Annotated in this window: 16 protein-coding genes; 2 read left to right on the top strand and 14 right to left on the bottom strand. The window is 44.8% G+C overall.

The genetic code is table 11. The features are described from left to right. Nucleotides 1–76 precede the first annotated feature (76 nt). From ACQCN2_RS19365 to ACQCN2_RS19340, 6 genes are all read right to left on the bottom strand, one after another. Nucleotides 77–571 carry a DinB family protein gene (locus ACQCN2_RS19365; RefSeq protein WP_426930591.1) on the bottom strand — a complete coding sequence of 165 codons (495 nt, stop codon included), beginning with the start codon at nucleotides 569–571 and terminating at the stop codon, nucleotides 77–79. 514 nt (nucleotides 572–1,085) lie between these two features. Beyond that, nucleotides 1,086–1,985 (bottom strand): hypothetical protein, encoded by a 900-nt coding sequence (locus tag ACQCN2_RS19360; protein WP_426930590.1) that lies wholly within the window; start codon nucleotides 1,983–1,985, stop codon nucleotides 1,086–1,088. A 159-nt stretch (nucleotides 1,986–2,144) separates the two neighbouring features. Next, entirely contained in the window at nucleotides 2,145–3,071 is a 927-nt protein-coding gene (locus tag ACQCN2_RS19355) for a GNAT family N-acetyltransferase (protein WP_426930589.1), read from the bottom strand. Between the two features lie 101 nt (nucleotides 3,072–3,172). Then, nucleotides 3,173–5,215, bottom strand: coding sequence for an RCC1 domain-containing protein (locus ACQCN2_RS19350; protein ID WP_426930588.1), 2,043 nt, complete (start codon nucleotides 5,213–5,215; stop codon nucleotides 3,173–3,175). A gap of 59 nt (nucleotides 5,216–5,274) precedes the next feature. Next, entirely contained in the window at nucleotides 5,275–6,225 is a 951-nt protein-coding gene (locus ACQCN2_RS19345) for a class I SAM-dependent methyltransferase (RefSeq protein ID WP_426930587.1), read from the bottom strand. 37 nt (nucleotides 6,226–6,262) lie between these two features. After that, nucleotides 6,263–7,012, bottom strand: a complete 750-nt coding sequence (locus ACQCN2_RS19340; protein WP_426930586.1) for a hypothetical protein — start codon at nucleotides 7,010–7,012, stop codon at nucleotides 6,263–6,265. 401 nt (nucleotides 7,013–7,413) lie between these two features. Here ACQCN2_RS19340 and ACQCN2_RS19335 point away from each other — a divergent pair, with 401 nt between their 5' ends. Beyond that, a complete protein-coding gene (locus ACQCN2_RS19335; RefSeq protein WP_426930585.1) occupies nucleotides 7,414–9,453 on the top strand; it encodes a LuxR C-terminal-related transcriptional regulator in 2,040 nt (679 codons plus the stop codon). 81 nt (nucleotides 9,454–9,534) lie between these two features. Here the strand turns inward: ACQCN2_RS19335 and ACQCN2_RS19330 are convergent, their stop codons facing one another. The 4 genes from ACQCN2_RS19330 to ACQCN2_RS19315 all read right to left on the bottom strand — a co-directional run bounded on the left by ACQCN2_RS19330 (nucleotide 9,535) and on the right by ACQCN2_RS19315 (nucleotide 12,007). Beyond that, nucleotides 9,535–10,236 (bottom strand): hypothetical protein, encoded by a 702-nt coding sequence (locus ACQCN2_RS19330; protein WP_426930584.1) that lies wholly within the window; start codon nucleotides 10,234–10,236, stop codon nucleotides 9,535–9,537. Between the two features lie 113 nt (nucleotides 10,237–10,349). Then, nucleotides 10,350–10,766: a cytochrome-c oxidase gene (locus ACQCN2_RS19325; RefSeq protein WP_426930583.1), complete on the bottom strand. Its 417-nt coding sequence runs from the start codon at nucleotides 10,764–10,766 to the stop codon at nucleotides 10,350–10,352. A 59-nt stretch (nucleotides 10,767–10,825) separates the two neighbouring features. Then, nucleotides 10,826–11,257 (bottom strand): helix-turn-helix domain-containing protein, encoded by a 432-nt coding sequence (locus ACQCN2_RS19320; protein ID WP_426930582.1) that lies wholly within the window; start codon nucleotides 11,255–11,257, stop codon nucleotides 10,826–10,828. Between the two features lie 306 nt (nucleotides 11,258–11,563). Continuing rightward, nucleotides 11,564–12,007 carry an OsmC family protein gene (locus tag ACQCN2_RS19315; protein ID WP_426930581.1) on the bottom strand — a complete coding sequence of 148 codons (444 nt, stop codon included), beginning with the start codon at nucleotides 12,005–12,007 and terminating at the stop codon, nucleotides 11,564–11,566. A gap of 338 nt (nucleotides 12,008–12,345) precedes the next feature. On the opposite strand from ACQCN2_RS19315, the gene ACQCN2_RS19310 reads away from it, so the two are divergent. Beyond that, nucleotides 12,346–13,302, top strand: a complete 957-nt coding sequence (locus tag ACQCN2_RS19310; protein ID WP_426930580.1) for a DMT family transporter — start codon at nucleotides 12,346–12,348, stop codon at nucleotides 13,300–13,302. Here the strand turns inward: ACQCN2_RS19310 and ACQCN2_RS19305 are convergent. The 4 genes from ACQCN2_RS19305 to ACQCN2_RS19290 form a co-directional block, all read right to left on the bottom strand. Beyond that, nucleotides 13,299–15,092, bottom strand: a complete 1,794-nt coding sequence (locus ACQCN2_RS19305; protein ID WP_426930699.1) for an acyltransferase family protein — start codon at nucleotides 15,090–15,092, stop codon at nucleotides 13,299–13,301. The genes ACQCN2_RS19310 and ACQCN2_RS19305 overlap by 4 nt on opposite strands. Nucleotides 15,093–15,383: 291 nt before the next feature. Beyond that, complete coding sequence (locus tag ACQCN2_RS19300; protein ID WP_426930579.1) at nucleotides 15,384–15,971, bottom strand: hypothetical protein; 588 nt, start codon at nucleotides 15,969–15,971, stop codon at nucleotides 15,384–15,386. A gap of 193 nt (nucleotides 15,972–16,164) precedes the next feature. Beyond that, nucleotides 16,165–17,607: a glycoside hydrolase family 1 protein gene (locus tag ACQCN2_RS19295; protein WP_426930578.1), complete on the bottom strand. Its 1,443-nt coding sequence runs from the start codon at nucleotides 17,605–17,607 to the stop codon at nucleotides 16,165–16,167. 97 nt (nucleotides 17,608–17,704) lie between these two features. Continuing rightward, complete coding sequence (locus ACQCN2_RS19290; protein ID WP_426930577.1) at nucleotides 17,705–19,540, bottom strand: beta-glucoside-specific PTS transporter subunit IIABC; 1,836 nt, start codon at nucleotides 19,538–19,540, stop codon at nucleotides 17,705–17,707. Nucleotides 19,541–19,576 lie beyond the last annotated feature (36 nt).

Here is a 19,576-nt window from a genome sequence, read left to right as displayed (position 1 = left end):
CTCAACTATGTGGTATCATTTCTCCTTTATCGTAAACAATCCACAAAGTGATAGGGTTACAAAATGGTTACAATCATTAATTCTGATTTTGTGCCAAAAGCAGTTCGATCTGCTCCAAATGATCCTCGCCATGTCTGGAATAGGTCTCGAGCAAGTCCGCAATCGTGATTTCCCCGGTCACTGGATGATTCCCGACACGGTCGAAGTCGCTATCCTGCAGGTTTGTCAACAGGTTTACCCAACGCTTGTGCAACGCAACAAGTATGGCGACCGAATCCTCAACATCTAACTCTTTTGCATCTGGCAGCTCTGCCCATGATTGCTGGGCCCACGTTTTAATCGTAGGGCGATTCTCTGTCAGTATAAATTTCATACGGGTGTAACTATTAATATGAGAATCGGCGATGTGATGAATCGTTTGGGCCAATGTCCAATCGCCATCAAGAGTGGGATGACTGGGTGGACAGTTCAATTGTAATAGTGCTGGCGTAAACCTCCCGACGATTTGCCTAAGCTTGGCCGGAAACTCGGCGATCTTCTGAATTTGGAGTTCACGTACTTCCTTTGTCATTTAATTCCTCCTACTGCTTCATTTGGTCTATGACCAATGTATAAAGAAATGACCCCTATTGTTAGAACCAGTTTATCCAGCTCTAATGGGGTCAGTTAACGGATGGTGTCTATGGTTTTACAGTAACAGAAATGGCTACCCTATCGATTGTTTGAAAGCTTATGATTCCCGAGTGTTTTTCTGATCAAAATAGATTCCAATCACTTTAAGTACTGTTTCTAACAATTCCTTAAAATCAGGTCGATCTCGAAACCACATCTTCATTTGAGTTAAATCGATCCCTAGCTTCTCTCTGTTATGGATAATGAACTGACTTAATGGAACTTCCCGATTTCCTTCGAAAATGTTTACTTGTAAACTAGTAAACGGATTGAAGTGACGAAAAACAATTTTGGTATCATTCTTGACGTATATTATTTCCCCACCATCAAATACATTCTCTTTCGTATATGCTCTGTTAAAGTGCCGCTTTTCCAGATACGGATCAACTAGTTCATCATATATCTCATTTGCATTAAGCTTTCACTACATGATTACTTAGCCACTTGTCCCCTTTTAGCAAAAAATATTGGAGGATTTGGCCTAACACTAAACGTAATTCTCGTTCTGTCTTATAGTGAAAAGTCGGTGGATTATCTCTTTCGATTACCCGAAACATGTCTACTCCACGCATAACCGGAGAAAAAATGTTTGCTTCCACCAAATTTTTTTGGCTCGTACTAATGACCAATCCATACTCAAATCGATCAATCGTTTTAAGAAATACATATTCCCCTCGATATACACCATATTTTTTATCTTTTCGCCATGTATATCCTAATTTCCCCAATGGCCATTCCAATACATCCAAGATGATTTTACTTACCTGAAGCTTTGGGTTTCCTTCCACATTGGCGTTCATGATCCCCATTTGTTCTAAAGCATCATCACCGAGAGAGGAAAAATAGTCATAGGAAACCCATTCTATTTTTTCAAAAGCAAAAGCATTTTTATAATATTGAATGCCTTCTAAGATATCGGTAGGCACTTTTAGCATCCAGTCTTTCAATAAATTAAACTCTTTCTCTCTTTTGACAATCTCTTTTAAAGCACCCACATTAGCTTCGCTCACATCAGATTCATTTATCTGTTCATAATCAATACGCAATGATCCTACCTTTTCTCCTCTATAGAATAGCGAATATCCCCAACCATGATCTTCACAGTTCCAGAAAAAGAATGAAAAAGTGTCTAATTTATCAGAGAAGAACCTGGCTACTTCATTGCCTTTTGTCACATCATTATTTATGACAACGGCAAACCAGTCTTCGTTTGCTTCCAAAAAATATCCTTCTGTTTTCATTTCTTTTAAACAACTTAAAATATTGTCTTGGCTTTTACTTTTAACTAATGTAGCGTAAGTATACTCGCTCATACTCCCCCCCTGTCGTAACTCCTGACATTGATTACTTCGCCTCATCATTCCCTGATTCCTATTCTTATTTCCAGTTTATTGAATTAACAAAACGGCCACCGATCGCATACGACCAAGCAAGCATGCGTTTAGCGACCGTCTTACTAACTTATTGGGAACTCAAAGCTTTTTCTGATAAAGTGCGCTTTGGAAGACTGCGCGCATTCCGACACGCTCGTATAAGGAGTGGGCGTTGGTCAAGCTTTCGGAATCGACGTTCAGGAATACCGTATTCTGGCCTCTTTGATATGCGGTTTGAAACGCGTGAAGAAGCAAGGAATGTCCAATTCCTTGTTTACGCCATGCGCGTTTTACCCCTAATAATTCGATATATAACCCATCTTCCTGACACCTGCACATCATAAAGGCTGCAGGCTCCTGATCATCCCTGACAATAAACCAGAGGCTAGCATCGTATTGCTCCCCCTTTTGCTTGTGAATCCACTGCGAATAATCCGTCTTGGAATACCCCCAGGAATCGCAGAAGGTTTGATCGTAGAGTTCATAAATCGTTTTTTCATCGTGGTCTGGTTGAAAAGAACGTACGGTAATCCCCGCAGGGAACGAGGGCTTTGCTGGCTGCTCTGTCAGTTCAATTTGCATCCGTTTATACAACCGGCAGCATGTGAATCCTCTATTTTCCACAAGGTTTCTTGCCGCACGATTGGTAAAAGGGATATGGTTCATAAGTTTTTGATCGGTTGTACTCCCTTCGGCTAGCTCATTTGCTCTTTCTTCCACCTTCAATAGCAGCACAGAGCCAATTCCGTTATTCTCATACTCGGGATGCACGAAGACACAGGTATCCATTCGACTCTCTATGTGCCGCTCCAAGAAAGCGTATCCGATGATCGTATGATTCGGGGAGCACGCTACCCAGGTATCGGTCTCAATGTGGATGGAATTCCACATATTCAGGAGGTCTTCTTGCGTAATATCAGGAACTCCATGATCGTTGATATCACATAATACGATCAGGTTCGTAATCTCTTGCGCATCGTTTATTCGAGCATGCCTGATCGTGAAGGTCGTCGATTGACTGGTCATCTTGCTCAACTCCATTCGATAGGTAGTCGTTATTTTCTATCAAAATCAAAGCACCCACTTCTGAATGATTTTCGCAGTGGGTGCTTTGGTTTAACTAGTCTTTACTTCTTCACTGTGACCATAATCGTGACGCTTTTGCCGCCGTAAATCACTTTAATCTTCGCTTTTCCTTCTTTCAACGCCTTCAATTTGCCATCTTCTACAGCCACCACTTTGGGATTGTCGCTAGTCCAGGTGGCTAACTCGGTTACTTGATTGGTCTCCTTGTTGGTCATCCGGGCGGACAGCTCGAGCTGTTTTGTCTCTTCTTTTTTCATTTCTATATTCTTGTCGGCAATAATCAGTTTGCTTACTCCGATATTGGACACTTTCACCGGCACTACCAGTTTGTCATTCTTATACGTAACGGTAATGGTCGCTTCCCCTTCCTGAGTACCTGCTTTCACCTTGCCTTTGGCGACGGTCACGATTTGTGGATCGCTTACCTCGAAGCTGGTTTTCTTATCATTGGTGACGTCGAGCAGATTGCCACTTTTTTCGGTGACATACACCTTCAGATTGGCTGTCTTCTTCACCTGGAGGAGCAAATTCTTTTCGGATACGGTGAGGTTGTTTCCTTCACTTGGCTTGCCTTCCTTATCGCGTGTCACCTTGAGTTTGTAGATTGTCGCGCCGTCCAACATCTGCACTTTGATCTCAATTCGGTTCTCGCCTACCACAAGCGGCAGTGGTTCACTTGTCTCTGTGCTTGCCACGCTGCCGGCCGGTTTGTCATTGATGCTGATGATGATGGCCGCATTGGAATCAACTGCTTTTGGTTTCAATGTCAAGCTATCCACTTCATTGCGAACACGCGCTTCATATTGCTTGACCTTGCCGCAAAAAGCGGGAGTTAAAATTCCGGCGGACAGGGTCAGAGATTTCAAATGATGCTTTATCACAAAATCATGGTTCACCTTAATCGGAGTCGGCGCGTTGCTCGTCGAACCGTCACCCAGCTGACCTACTCCGTTGCCGCCCCACGCCCAAGCTACACCATCTTCATCTACCGCAATAGCATGATCGTTCCCTGATGTGATGGAGAAGATATGATCTAACGCACTGCTTCCATTGGGACCTAGCACCTTCACCGGCGTATTTTGTTTGGATTCTGTTCCGTCACCCAGCTTGCCATTCAGGTTCTGCCCCCACGCCCACACGGTGCCATCATTCTTGACAGCATAGCTGCTGCTGTTCCCAGCCGCGATTGCCACCACGTTGGTCAATCCCTGTACCTGTACTGGAACGTTGGACGAGGTATTGGTGCCATTGCCCAACTGTCCTTCCGTATTGCGACCCCAGGCCCAGACAGTTCCATTACTTCTCAGCGCAATGGTATGTCTCCATCCGGTGGCGATGTCGACTGCATTTTCCAAGCCTTTTACCTTCACTGGCACCAAGCTGTCGCTGTCCTTGCCTGTTCCGAGCGTTCCCTCGCCGTTGAAGCCCCAAGTCCAGACACTGCCATCCTCTTTTACAGCCGCAGAGAACATTTCACTTGCTGAGATAGCCTTTACTTCGGATATACTTTTGAGCTTAGCGGGAGAGGTTCTGCTTTTATCTGAACCGTCTCCTAACTGACCGTAGCTATTGTCTCCCCAGGCCCAGACATTCCCTTTTTTATCTATTGCGAGGGAATGCTTTTTTCCTGCCGCAACGGTATAGACGTCATCCAAGCCTTTGACTTCCTTCGGTGTATTGCCTTGGCTGGTTGAGCCATCACCCAGCTGTCCGGCATCATTGATTCCCCACGCATAGACATGGTGGTTTTCATCCACCGCTAGCGCGTGAGCATAACCGGCTGCAATCCCCTCAATATTCGAAAGAGCATCAATTTTACTCACAGTCGATGATGAGCCGCCCGAACCGTCTCCCAGCTGCCCTTCCTTGTTTCTCCCCCAAGCCCATACCGTTCCATCGGTCTTGAGCGCAATATTATAATCAAATCCCGCTTTGATAGTCGGAAGATCGTTGCAGACGCTGTAATTGGCGCTGGCACTGTAGCTAGTGTCAAGATCGCCGTTTGTTTCGGCTCCGACCACGCTCAACGGCAAGATGCTGGAAACCATTGTTAAACTAAGAAACCATTTACCTAATCGAGACATATGAACACTTTCCTTTCGATATTAATCGCATGATGCACAAGCTTCACTCTTGAGCACCCTTACGCTATACGTGTTACTTCCAGAAACAAAATTGACTTCGTCGGATCCCTGTACAGTTTGACGGTACCGATCTTGCCTTGAGGAATATCCGTCAGCAAATCTTTCATGGCCGCTTCATCCCGATAGACGAGCCACCAGTCACAACAAGCCTCAATGTAGGCTGAGCAGAGGTGGTCGGGATGGAAGTTGGCGATCAATAGAACACCGCCTGGTCTAAGCATGCGGAATAACTTCCCGGTGAGACGTTTTGCCACTTTTTCCTGCAGATAATCATAGAGTCCCGCCGAATAGATGAAATCAAAGGATGAAAATTGCATGCGTTCCCGAATCAGATCGAGCACGGAGCCTTCCACCGCCGTAACACCAAGCTTCTCTACTTCCTGACGTACTTGCTCGATCGACAGCGGATCGTTATCCAACGCGACGTATTTTCCTATCTTCCCGTTATACAGGGCAGTGGAATGTCGGGCCTCTCTCAAATGTCCGCTAGCCACCGCGAGAACGCCCGTATCTTTGTTCGTTTCAGCAAACTCATCCAGTCTGTTCGCAATCATGTACTTGCGATTCCTTACTCCTTCAGCGGTCGAAAGCCTCAATACAGACTCGAACAATCTCTTGCCTTCCTTTGTAATCGTCCCGTCGAACGGAGCGGCAATCGTACCATCCCCCGCATAGAGCATATCCATCATGATGGCGTCTCCAGCATATCCACGGGGCTTCGTCAACGCCCGACGAGTAAAAGGATCCTTTAACAGAAACTTCTGCAACGGATGGGTCAAAGAAGTGCGGGCGACCTCATCCTTCCATTTGTCAAAAGGCAGGCTTTTTTTGATTTCCTGCAGCTGCTTGCAAAAGGAGCGGAGGGTATTATCATAGTCCGCCTTTTGATTCCCGCATTCGATCACCATCTCATCGAGAACCGAGGCCAAATCCAAGCTGCTAACACTCATTTCATCCACTCCCTATTCCCTTTCCCACTTCTCGTCTTTACTGAATCTTCTGCTGCTCTTCGTCTGATATGAAGTAGTTATGGATATCATAATGCGGGACTTCAAATCCCGGATGTCCATTCGGTTCAAAATCCCAATCCACCTGAACAACGCCAGGCATCGGAAGACCCTTCATGCCAGGCACGTTCGCCAGACTTTTTCCTTGGGCCAAATCCGCTTGAGAAATCATGTATTCTAGAAAAACAAGCTTTCCTTTATACACTCCATAGATTGGACCGAGCGGCAGCTCCTGCGGATTCCCCCAGTGTTCGCCCATCGCGGGAACGACTTCAGTCACCTGAATGGTACCTTCCGGGAGAGCGAGGACATACGCTTCTTTGTTCGTTTCATCCCAGCTTACTTTTTGCGCCCCGACCGCCTTGGCCAGATCCTCCACCCATGCTGTCGGTTCACCAGACTTCATGCTGATTCCGTCAATCGTCTTGCCATTTAATGTGACTGTATGTTTATTTTGGGCAACCGTGTAGGTTTTGCCGAACAGGTCAGCGAACGCTTTGACGGACACGTACACTTTCTTGTCGGAAGCGATATGATTGGCCTCTGAGACCACTTTTACACCATTGACCAAAACAGTCAGCTCCTCGTTGGCTTTCGGTGCCTCCTGCGACTGTTTCGCCACATCTGCCACCACCGGTTGAACAGGATGCGGCTGTACTCCATGCGCTGACACGATACCTCCTGACATCAACAGCGAAGTCCCTACAAGTACTGACACGATCTTTTTCATTCTTCACATTACTCCCTTTATTTGATAATTTTTCCTTACAATTAAAAACAAGTATCAGTATAGATCGTAGCAACAGGAACTGGTATCGGATGAATTACGTATTTTCCCGCTTCACCTATACGCATTTTTTGATGAAACTAAAATATTTCGGCTTCATCACTTTTTTCTAATCCAGTGAACTCATCTTTTACACTCCCTTATACTGGATGGCTTGATTCGCTGTTATTACCTTACCAAGATTTGGGGTTGTCAGAAATTATACTTTCGGATAATAAATGGATACCTTTTAAGCGCTAATGGTTCAGGAGTTAAACCTTACAGCAGGAAAAATGATCCAGCTCGTCGAAAACCCGAAGTGTTATCATCCATTTTGATTCTTCCTGTATAAAGGGCTGATACTGTTGCAGACGATAATTAATGATTTTGACATGTGGGAAAATCGCTACATTGTTGGCCGACAACAAGAGCTTTCCTTATTTTCTGACTTTTTGGAAAGTGATTCGTCCACCAACAAGCATATCTGGAATCTGTACGGAACAGGCGGCATCGGAAAGAGCACCCTCCTGCAGGGATTTCGTCTCCTGGCGATACAGAAAGGTGCTCTTTATATCCAACTGGGGAGCAGGGATTTCAGCCATACGGGATATGATTTATGCAAGGCATTGCTTCAGCAGTTGACGGAGACCGCGCCAAAGGAAACGGACCTCTCGAAGCTTCTAGAATCCACGGTGGCCACAATCCGTGAGATATCAGCGTACAGAAAGGTAATTATCGCGTTTGATACGTTTGAAGAAATGATGGAGCTTGAAACATGGCTGCGGGAGCATTTTCTAAAATGGCTTCCATCCCGTGTGCTTGTTCTCATCGCCGGGCGCCAACGACTGACGGATTCATGGTTTTATTCTCCCGCCTGGCGCTCCAAAATCCTGCTCATGCCTGTTAAACACCTGACCCGTGAGGAAACGCTGGACTATCTTCAACGCTTCGACATAAGCGAAGCGGAACGAATGGAGCGTATCTGGCTTCGCTCCAAAGGGCATCCGCTTACCCTTTCGTTGGCGGTTGCGGCTCAAATAAATGAAGAGGACGCTGCTTCCGGGATAGAGTCCGACTGGTTTGGTGATTTGGCAGCGCTGTGGTTGAAGGAAGTGCCGGAAAAAGAGCAGCGAAAATGGGTTGAGGCAGCCGCTGTACTCCGCCACTTTAACGAAGAGGTGCTTTCCTACCTCTTGGAAGAGGAAATTAAGCCAGATATTTTTGAGCAATTGACCCGTTTTTCGTTTGTGCAAAAAACCGATCGGGGCTGGATGTTTCATGATCTTATGCGGGAAGCCACATGTTCCCAACTGAAACAACGTAAACCGCGTTACTACCACCACCTACTCGGTCGAGCCGCCTGTTATTATGCTGAGATCATCCTTGAAAAGTCCGGGAAAAGCAGCGTCTCCTGGGAAGTGGTAGAATTCTATCATTATGTGGAGCACTCATCCATTCGCGCACTGACCAACCAGGCCAGTGGCACATATTATTGGGACACCTTGACCGATTCTAATTTGGCCGAAGCGGAATCTTTCATAGAATACAGGATGCGCAACAGAAAAAGCTTTACCCACACTATAATAGATCCGCATACTGGTTCTGAATTTCAGATGAAATTACGCCTTGAAGAAACCTCCTACCTGATTCAGGATCTGGATCTTCACGCCTTTTATGATCTCGATGCCCGAAGTGTGATGCTGCTCCGCGATGAAGCTGGAACTGCACAAGGATTGACCGTGGTTGTCCCCTTGCATGGAGGGACCCTGCCGTTTCTGGAGAGAGATCCCATTTTGGGTCCCTATCTCGCACACCTATCCTCATCTGAGCGAAGTACGTTCAATGTTCCTCCAGATAAACCGGCTGGCTGGTTTATGCGGGCCCTGGATTACCTGGATCAAACAGACCCGTCATTGTCGACGGAGGGAATCAAACTGATCAACTCCTATATGTGCAACGGTGGTATTTTGGTCATCTCTCCTCAGCCGAATAAATATGTAGAGAACGTATTTCTATTCTTAGGCTTTGAAATCGTACCAGACGTCACACATTGCCATTACGATGGGGTAACACCTACCCCTTTCTTCATCATTGATACGCGTGGTGACAAGCTGCGAAAATTTTTATCACGCCTGCTGCTTCAATCAGGATTCAATGAAGAACTTGGCGATCATAAACGAATTCAATTTGGCTCGAAGGAATTATCTTTACACTGGAACTTGTTAACCAAAAGGGAGCAGGAAGTAGCTGAGTTGGTTTGTGCGGGATGTTCGAATGTGGAAATTGCCGAGAAGCTGTTTATTAGCGAAGTGACTGTAAAAAAGCACCTCTCCGCTATTTTTGGAAAGCTGGGTGTGAAAAAAAGAAGTCAACTGATTACGCTATTGATCAAAGGAAATCTCTAAACGCCAAGGTTTCTGTCAAACACCCCATGGAAACTTCCATGGGGTGTTTGTGGACAGTGCACACTTCCTCGATCAATATTATTATTTTGAAATAAGTGTATCGTCTAAGAGGGTGTAGTATTTCACCCGGTTTTGCCCAAAGTCAGCGCGAAATTCATTACGTTCCGGCACGTATTGTACAGCCTGGGCATGGAGTGCTTCAGCAAGATCAGCCCGCACTACCTGGTTGTTCTCCAGCTTGTAAATCCAAACGGTCGGGACTACTCCAAGTAGGTTTGTAACGATTGCATACTGCTTCTTGCCTTGTCCTACAATCAATAATTTAAGCGCCGGGAAACCACCAACAATTCTAGGCACTCCATTTTCCACGTCGTAATAATTATGGTAAGACCACTTTGCGCCGCCAAGGCCCTTTATCTCCAATAGCTTTTTGCCAAACAATTCAACTGGTGTGAGGCTCACCTCTTTCGTGGAATGAGACACCACTCCCAGATCGTATAATGTTGGTTTCCCCTTAAATCCAGCGAAGACATTCTCAACATCCCATGGCTTTTGAAAAAGGAAAAACTCACCCAACTCCGTTTGTTGTTTCTGGATGATTGTTCTGATCAACTTTTGTTCCAGAACCTTCACATGAATAGGTTCCGGCAACACTTGCGCTAGTTTATATGACAATGAAATCCGATCCGATTTTTCTTGTAGGATTTCAGAGGCGGAAGTTGGAGACAGGACAGTGGAAGCCTCGCATGAGAATAGCAAGGCAAGCGTAATGAGCATGTTCACAAATAATCCCCCTTTACGGATAAGGTACCCCGTTCCGGATGAAATGATGGACAGCATAAAATAAAAATCCTGAGGAAGAAAGTATCCTCAGGATCTCTGGAAGTGCCGTACTATTACGCTTTATATTGCTCCTTATTCGAATCCGCTCCGGTGACTACAGAACTCTTGAGATTACCGATCACATTGATGACAAACAGAACTACACCAAGACTTAAAGTGCTAGCACCGATGGCAATCACCGGTTCAACCGCAGGATTGCCCGCTTCAAGCACAAGCAACCCAATCATCATCACGGGAAGACCCAGATTGTGCAGCCAAAAGTGCCATTTTCCCAGCCCGGTTAATCCAAGCCGCGGGAACAACGTGTAAATGACACCGGCCAGAGCTAGAGAAGTCCATCCCAAAAGGTTAATGTGCGCATGGGACGGAGCAAACTGAAATTTGTGAGTGATGGACATAAACATCCCCATAATAATGCCAATTAAAAAGTAGACAACAGAGATCTTGATAAATTTAATTCCCATTTTCATTACTCCTCCAAAATATTTATTCACTCGCAAAATAAAGTGTAAAAAATTAAGCCATTTACTTATTTCATTTGATGGGCCATGTAATGCGCAAGAGCTGTGCGAGAGTGTATCTCCAACTTTTTATAGATTCGATCCAGATGTGTCGTCACCGTTCTGCTGCTGACAAACAGTTTTTCAGCGATCTCATCATTGCTTAAACCAACAGAAACAAGGTTCGCTACCTCTGTCTCCCGCTTTGTTAACCTTACGCCAGTTGCTTCGACCTTTGAAATCGTCTCATCCACCGGCAATACATTCGACAATGACTCCATATATTTCTGCAGCAGAACGGCGTTTCGAAGCACAATCATGGAGTTGCGAAAGCCCATCTCCTGGTCAAGCGCTTGCAGGACGACTTGCAAGATCTGATCCGGGGTCAGTTCCCCTTCATTCAACAGTCGGGACACCTCGCGAATTAATCGAATGACCTCTCTTTTGTTATCCGGGTTCATAAACAGTCCTCCCAATTTCATGGAAGCATTCCGTCAATGAACGTGCTTCTCCCTTTTCGCGTCAATTACGTTCAGTTAAACCAGAATATTCACTCTCCTCTCGTTTTATTGGCTCCACTTCGTTTGGTGCGGATGAATCCATGGCTAAATGACTTCTTGGAAACTGAATTGATCATGCTACGCTGTAGTGTATCACGGTCGCTTCAGCAGCCGATATTATCCAAAAGTATACTTTTCAGATTAAATTTGCTCCAAAATAAAAAGAGGCGGAATTCCGCCTCTTTTCGTCCTACAGCTCTTCTGTAATTAATTTTCAATCACGATTCCGTTTAATTTGAGATTGACCGTATTCGCGATCGTGTCTCCTACTGGACAAGTCTTTTCCAAGAAATGCACAAAGGACTCGACTTGTTCTCTTGGTGCATCGGTTTTGATATGAAATGTGTATCGGATATCGGAATACCCGCGTCTAACATCAGATTTGTTCATGAAGCCATCCGTATCGAGATCGCCCTCTACTTCTACCCAAAAATCGTCGAGGCGAACATGAAACTTCTTGGCATATACTCTGGCAACGATTGACTGGCATGCACCTAATGCCGAGAGAACCAGTTCAACGGGGTTCATTCCAGTATCTGATCCGCCCAGGCTTTTTGGTTCATCAATTGTTATCTCAAAATTTCTGGAATTGGCCTTAACAACCAAGCCCTCCTGTAGATGTGCGGTTGCTTTGAATGTTTCAACAGGCATTCTGCTCACTCCCTTTAGCATAATTAACTGATTATCAAACTATAACACAGTTTTCCGATTTGTATTATATGAATTATGTAAATTCATTTCAAAGGCAGGAACCAACAGTTGAATTCCTTCCTATCGCATATGGATCACTGTGTTTTTGGTCACTCCTATTATACATCCGATTCAAGCATGTCTAATTGCGCATATTGGAATATTTTATGTCTTTGCGGAATCATCCAAGCTGAGGAATCAAATGACATGTAAGTACATAGTTCTTTACTTAAATACACCGAATTATTACTATTATGGAATAATTCCCTATATACGACTGTAACGGAGGTTGTGATGATTTGGAACGTTTGAAAGGAATGTTCTACTTAGTTTGCGCTTTTTCACTTGCAGGTACCTCAGTCATTGCCGCTCGGTTTATTGATGACCATGTGGGAACATTTACAATTACAGCAGTTAGTTTGTTCTTGGCTTTACTTTGCTTGGTCCCATTGGGCGGTAGAAGACTCGTCCAGACTGTCCTCCGTCTGTCTTTGCAAGACTGGATGCTTCTATTAACTCAATCGCTATTTGGCGTTTTTTTGTTTCGTATGTTTTTATTGTACGGTCTTGCCCATACAAGCGCTGGAGAGGCTGGGATATTAACTGGAGCGACACCTGCTGTCACCCTTATTCTCGCCTTGTTACTGTTGAAAGAATCAATAAATCGAACAGCACTTCTTGGCATTCTCAGTACAATTGGGGGGATCCTCCTATTACAAGGGATACTCATACCCGAACGTGTTGTCACATTTTCAACGAATCATTTTATAGGCAATATTCTGGTGATCTGTGCTGCTGTGAGCGAATCTCTGTTTAATATTTTTTCACGCAACGCAGCTATAAAAACCCACCTTTCACACAGAGAACCGCTTCATCCGATTACTCAAACCACACTGGTATCCGCCATGGCTTTGGTCCTTTGTTTGATTCCTTCACTCTTTGAGCATCCACTGTCCGCCCTCTCTGTGATTGGGTGGAAGGACTGGCTGGCACTGGTTTGGTACGGCCCCTTTGTCACAGCCCTGGCATTCATATTTTGGTATGCGGGAATCAAAAGATGTCAGGTTTCAACAGCGGCCGCCTTATCAGGCATGATGCCTTTTAGTTCATTATTATTGTCAGTCATCGTGTTAGGTGAACAAACCGGATGGCAGCAATGGTCAGGCGGAATTCTGGTTATCCTCGGCATGATCCTGATTGGAGGAAATCAACATTCCAATATGAAAAAGAAAAAGCTACCAAGTCTTTCGACTTAGGTAGCTTGAGGCTTGATCGCTTCCGCTACAAGAGAAGCATATACCTTCGCCCCTTCCTCGGTAAGATGGACGCCGTCCCGTGAGAAATACGAATCTTTGTCGGTGCTGGCGGTGTACCAGTCGACAAGCGTCACGTTGGAGAACTGTTTCGACGCCCTAGCTAAGCTTAAGTTGACGTCGTGTTCCCACGGACGCGGAACCCGTGTGTTTACAAGCACAATTTGCTGAGCGTTTTTGAGCGAATTTAGTAGTGTGTCGAGGGTCTTCTCGGAGAACGTTCCGTTTGTGCCGAGCTCGATAATGACAACGTCGCCTAGCTCGCCCTTCGTCTTGAGCTCATCGATTAGATCCTTCGCCTGAGACAGCTGTCGGCCGACTTTGCCGTCCACTGTAATTCCAGGAAGAAGATTATGCAGAGAAGATGCGATGTCGAGGCTGATCGAGTCCCCGATCACGGTCACTCCCTGCCCCGTAATCGGCTTCGGAGTCCCAACGGGCTGTTTCGAACTGTTCGGTTTCGAACTGTTTGGCTTCGGCATACTTGAGTCAGCAGGCCTGGATGTCTGGTTCGACTGCAATGTGCCGTCATGAGAAACCGAGGCCGTCGTCGTACTGGAGGTACAGCTCGTCAGGCCGACTAAAGGTATCACAAGTAAGAACACCATACACACCGAAGCCATTTTGCGGCCGATTCGGTTTCTCTGCTTTTCTCGAGCACGCATCTGCTTCCATACTTTACTCAAACCGCCGTTACGAATTGGCTCCTCGATAAACCTCCACGATAACTCGGCAAGCACAACACTGGCACCAACCTGTAATATGCTGCGCACTATGTCAGTCCCGCTGGTGTTGACTGCTGGACTAGTGAGTACGATAACCGGATAATGCCAAAGATAAATTCCGTATGAGCGAACACCTAGCCACCTCAGTGGTTTCCAGCCCAACGCTTTACCCAGCCAGCTAACCGGGTGAGCGAGTGTAGCCACAACCACTGCCGTAGCGACCGAAAGCAGCAGAAATCCTCCTCGATAAAGAAAGCTGTCAAACTGATCGGTCAACCAGATCATCGCCACAATGGTCACCAGACCAGCGCTCCCAATGAAATCAAGGAATAGGCGTGCTTTGGGAGCAACATTTACGGAGAGCTTGCGGCTCGGCCAGATCATGGCAAGCGCGGCGCCGATAAGAAGAGCGAACGCTCTTGTATCCGTACCGTAGTAAACTCGGCTCGGGTCAGTACCTGGTTCGTACAGCAGTGCCATCTCTAGCGCCGAAACAAGCGCGAGTACGAGAGTCAACCTGAGAAGCCGCCATCGCCGCGGCGAGAAGCGAAGTCCAATGACGAGAATAAGCGGCCACAGCAGGTAGAACTGCTCTTCCACCGCAAGCGACCACAAATGGCCGAACGGGGAAGGCGGACCGAAACTCGAGAAATACGAAACCTCGTGAAAGATACGCCACCAGTTGTTGACATACAACAGCGTCGACAGCACATCCCCACGCACCGATGCCAGTTGAGAACGATCAAATAGCGTAATCCATGTCAAGACGACCGCAAGCATGACGAGCATCGCAGGCATCAGACGCCGTATCCTTCTGAACCAGAAGTCTTTCCAATCAATCCTTCCGTTTCTGTTCCATTGGCCTATGAGGATGTCCGTGATCAGGTACCCGGATAATACGAAGAAAACGCCGACACCTAGCAAACCCCCGGGTGCCCAGTCGACATTGAGGTGATAGAGGATGACGGCAAACACAGCGAGGGCTCTCAGTCCGTCAAGCCCGGCCATGTAGCGGCTACTGCCATTCAGTGGCTTAGGCATACCGTTCCGCCTCCTCATCTATGTCAGCGCTTATTGCGAATGGTAAGAATCGTTCGTTTGTCATGCAATGCATCTGTATACTGCCCTTTCGATTTCAATGATGATCAATTTCTTCTAAGCTGATTTGTGTAAATAATTTATTCCTCTAGCGGAATGCGAATTTTTATCGTTAAGAGTTTGGATTCATTAAGAAACTCGATGTCCCTATAGGAAATCGAGTTTTTGGTAAGCACTGCGAAAAATGAAGGACGAAATGTTTTATTGTTTTACAGTATCTTGGTTATCCGCAAAAATGGCTTTGAGTTTATTTTCTTCCCAAGCTAGGATAAGATGATCCACGTATCCACCGTTGCCTCCTTGAGGGGCCGTTACAATAATATCGTCCACTTTGTCGCCTGTATAATCACCAATAATTAGGTTTGGTTCTCTTCCAATTTCCCCATACATTTTTCCATCTGTTCCTTTGTACACCCAATCATATTTTACATACCCATGAGTTTTTCCATCTTGCACGACGACAGATAAATCGCTGGCATAAGCATCCAATGTTCCATCAATCATTTCTTTTGTACCTACCAAAATTACTTTGTCCTGAACTGAATCGCCGTTAACATCGGAGATTTTGTAATCAAGTGTATACGTGTTGTCCTTAAGTTTAAGTTGGGGAGCTACAAATTTTTGACCAATAACCACTTTTGATGATGCTTTTGGGGTTTGCTGAGTTGCGACTGTTGGGACTGAGGTTGTCTGTTTTGCTGAAACAACTAGGGGTGTCACGACTCCTACTGCACCAATGAGCCCTGCCAAAACTAAAAAAGTAACTTTCTTTCCGTGTAGATTTTTCATTTTCTAAGCCTCCATGTTCTCTTGATGGCTTAAGTTTATCCTGGTTGAAAAAGAGATGGGTTACAGAAAGGTTACAGAAATGATGGACCTCTCAAAAAATACATCCTGGTGAATCGCTCTTTGGATCAATACAAAAGAAGAGGCGTTTTTCCGCCTCTTCTTCATTCCGTTCAAAATAGATATGAAATTAAATTTATATGCTTTCCCCATTGGTTGCTATTACGTCTTTATACCAAAAGAAAGACTTTTTCTTTTTGCGTTCTAATGTCCCGCTACCATCATCCTGTTTATCGACATAAATGAAGCCATAACGTTTGGACATTTCCCCTGTTGAAGCACTGACCAAATCAATACAGCCCCAAGGGGTATATCCCATCAGTTCTACCCCATCCTCAATGGCTTCACGCATCTGTTGAATATGATCGCGGAGGTATTCAATTCGATAATCATCACCAATCGTACCATCATCTTCTACTTTATCTTTGGCTCCTAATCCGTTCTCCACAATAAAAAGTGGTTTTTGGTATCTGTCATATAACTCGTTTAGGGTAATTCTTAATCCGGTCGGATCAATTTCCCATCCCCACTCACTCGCTTTTAGGAATGGATTTTTTACTCCTCCTAAGATATTTCCTTGACCTATCTCCGCCAAGGCTTTTTCCTTCTTTTCTGTACGAGACATATAATAACTAAAGCTAATAAAATCAACTGTATACTGTTTAAGCAGGTCTAAATCACCAGATTCCATTTCAAGCTTAATATGATGTTCTTTAAAGTAACGCTGGATAAAAGCAGGATATTCACCTCTTGCCTGAACATCGCCGCAGAAGTTATTAAAGAAACGGCTCTCTTGAAGAGCATACAGTACATTTTCAGGGTTGCAATCGAAGGAATACGTAGGCGCGTATAAAATCATACAGCCAATTTTCGCGTCAGGAATGATTTCATGACAAGCCTTTACCGCTAAACTGCTTGCAACAAATTGGTGATGGAAAGCTTGGAACGTTGGCTGGTATTTATCTTCTTCCTTTTGAATCGCAAAACCAAGACCCATAATTGGCATTTCAAGGCCAGAATTGATTTCGTTAAATGTCAGCCAATACTTTACCTTATTTTTGTAACGATTTAAAATGGCTTTCGCATATCTTTCAAAGAGTGTAACAACCTCTCGACTTCTCCAGCCACCGTATTCTTTCACAAGATTGACCGGCATTTCATAGTGAGACATCGTGACAACCGGTTCGATCCCGTATTTATGCAATTCATCAAACACACGATCATAAAAGGCTAATCCAGCCTCGTTTGGCTCCAGCTCGGTACCATTGGGGAAAATTCGTGTCCATGCAATGGACATACGGTATACTTTGAAGCCCATTTCTGCAAATAATGCGATATCTTCTTTGTAGTAATGATAGAAGTCGATTGCCTCATGATTCGGATACCTGTATTTTTCTGTATCAATTTCAAAATCGAAACCTGGTGACAGTAATAGCTTCAGTCTTTCTTTTCCACCAGGTAGTACATCCGCAATGTTTAATCCTTTATTCCCCTCATGAAATCCACCTTCTAATTGGTTGGCTGCCGTAGCACCTCCCCATAAAAACCCTTCCGGAAATCGTTTATTCAGCTCAGTCATCTTCATGTTCCTCCCTTTCGCAGACCACACGAATGCGTCCCACCAAAATCCAAAATAAGTGGAGAGGTCTCTTCACAAAGCCCTCTCCATCATGAATTTAAATGACAAGCGTTAGTAAGCCATCATTTGCTTCAACCTTCTCTTGATGCGTTTCTACGATATCTATATACTGATTCGTATTTGTAATAATCACGGGTGTGGTGATCTGATAGCCAGCTTCTTTAATCTTTTCAATGTCAAACTCGACTAGTAAATCACCCTTCTTCACACGAGCATCCTGCTGAACCTTTGGTGAGAAGTATTTACCTTCTAGTTGAACCGTATCTATCCCGATATGAATTAGAATTTCTGCGCCTTGTTCAGATGTAATTCCAATTGCGTGACCTGTTGGGAAAAGTGTAGACACAATCCCATCTGCAGGCGCAAAGACTTTACCTACTGTCGGTTCAATCGCGATCCCTTTTCCCATCACTTCTGATGAAAATACTTGATCATCTACTTTGTTTAATGTTTTGATTGCTCCAGTTAATGGGCTCACAATGGTTTCCTTTTTCAAAAGTGGCTGATTCGGAGCTACTTCTTCGTTGGTTACGACTGCTTTTTGTTTATCTTCAAATCCAAATACTACTGTGAGCAGTGTTGCACCGAAGAAAGCAATTAGCACGGCAACCGTGTAAGTTGCTATTGGTGAAAATGCCGGGATCGTTAAAAAAGCTGGAAAAGCAAATGACATTTGTTTTACCCCAAGAGAGCCGTTAATCGCTCCTCCAACAGCTCCAGCAATTATGATATATGGAATTGTACGTTTGTAACGAAGCAGTAAACCGTAAATAATAGGTTCAGTTACACCTGATAATACTGCTGGCAATAACGTAGATCCAGCAAGTGATTTTAAGTTTTTATCCTTTGTTTTCAATAAAATCCCAAAGGCCAATCCCATTTGCGCAAATGGACCGGCAGCAGCCATTGCAATAAGTGGATCTCCACCCGCTGCCAAATTCGCCAGACAGATTGGTACAATCCCCCAGTGAAGACCAAGGATGGTTAAGAACGTCCAACCAGCACCCAATATGGCACCTGTTAAGATACCGCTCTTTGCGCTTAAGAAACCCATAGCCGATCCGATTCCATTCCCTACATACACGCCAAACGGCCCAAATGCAATAACAGTAAGCGGTACGATAATAATTAAAGATAACATCGGAACTAGAAATATTTGCAAATCTTTATGAATCGTTTTCTTAAGGAATTTTTCAAAAACTGCGTAAATGCTAACTGCGATAAATACTGGGAATACAGTAGATGAATAACTCATTAAAAGAACAGGAATACCAAGGAAATGAGAGACATCACCCGCATTCTTTAGCAAGCCTGAAAAATTAGGCTCTAGTAATGCCGCACCGATTGTACCGCCGATATACGGATTGGCGCCTAGTTTCGTTGCAAGGGTAATTCCCAAAAAGATTGGCAAGAAGTAAAAGACAGCGTTTCCAGCAGCGGATAAAATGGCATAAGTTCCACTTTTATCTGATAACCATCCTACCATCGTTAAAATTGTTAACAGCGCTTTTAGCATACCTGCACCGGCAAATGCTCCTAATAATGGTGACAAGCTGCGTGAAATAACATCGAAAATGCGGGCCCATATGCTTCCTTTTGGCTCATCTGATGAATCAGCCGCCGCACCTACATTTGCGATTTTTGTAATTTCCTTATAGACTTCTCCCACATGGTTTCCTACTACAACCTGGAATTGTCCACCGCTCTCGACTACGCTGAGAATTCCATTTAAATTTTGAAGCGCTGCTTTATCAGCCTTTGCTCGATCCTTTAATTTAAAACGCAACCGAGTCGCGCAATGGACAAGACTGGAGATGTTTTGTTCTCCGCCGACCAAGTGGACTATTTCTTTCCCAAGGTTTTGGTAACTCATTTTTCTCTCTCCTTTATGCTATAAATTCTTCAATAA

It is taken from the genome of Brevibacillus ginsengisoli (genome assembly GCF_050113715.1).
Lineage (GTDB): Bacteria > Bacillota > Bacilli > Brevibacillales > Brevibacillaceae > Brevibacillus_H > Brevibacillus_H ginsengisoli.
This window is presented reverse-complemented; position numbering and strand designations above follow the sequence as displayed.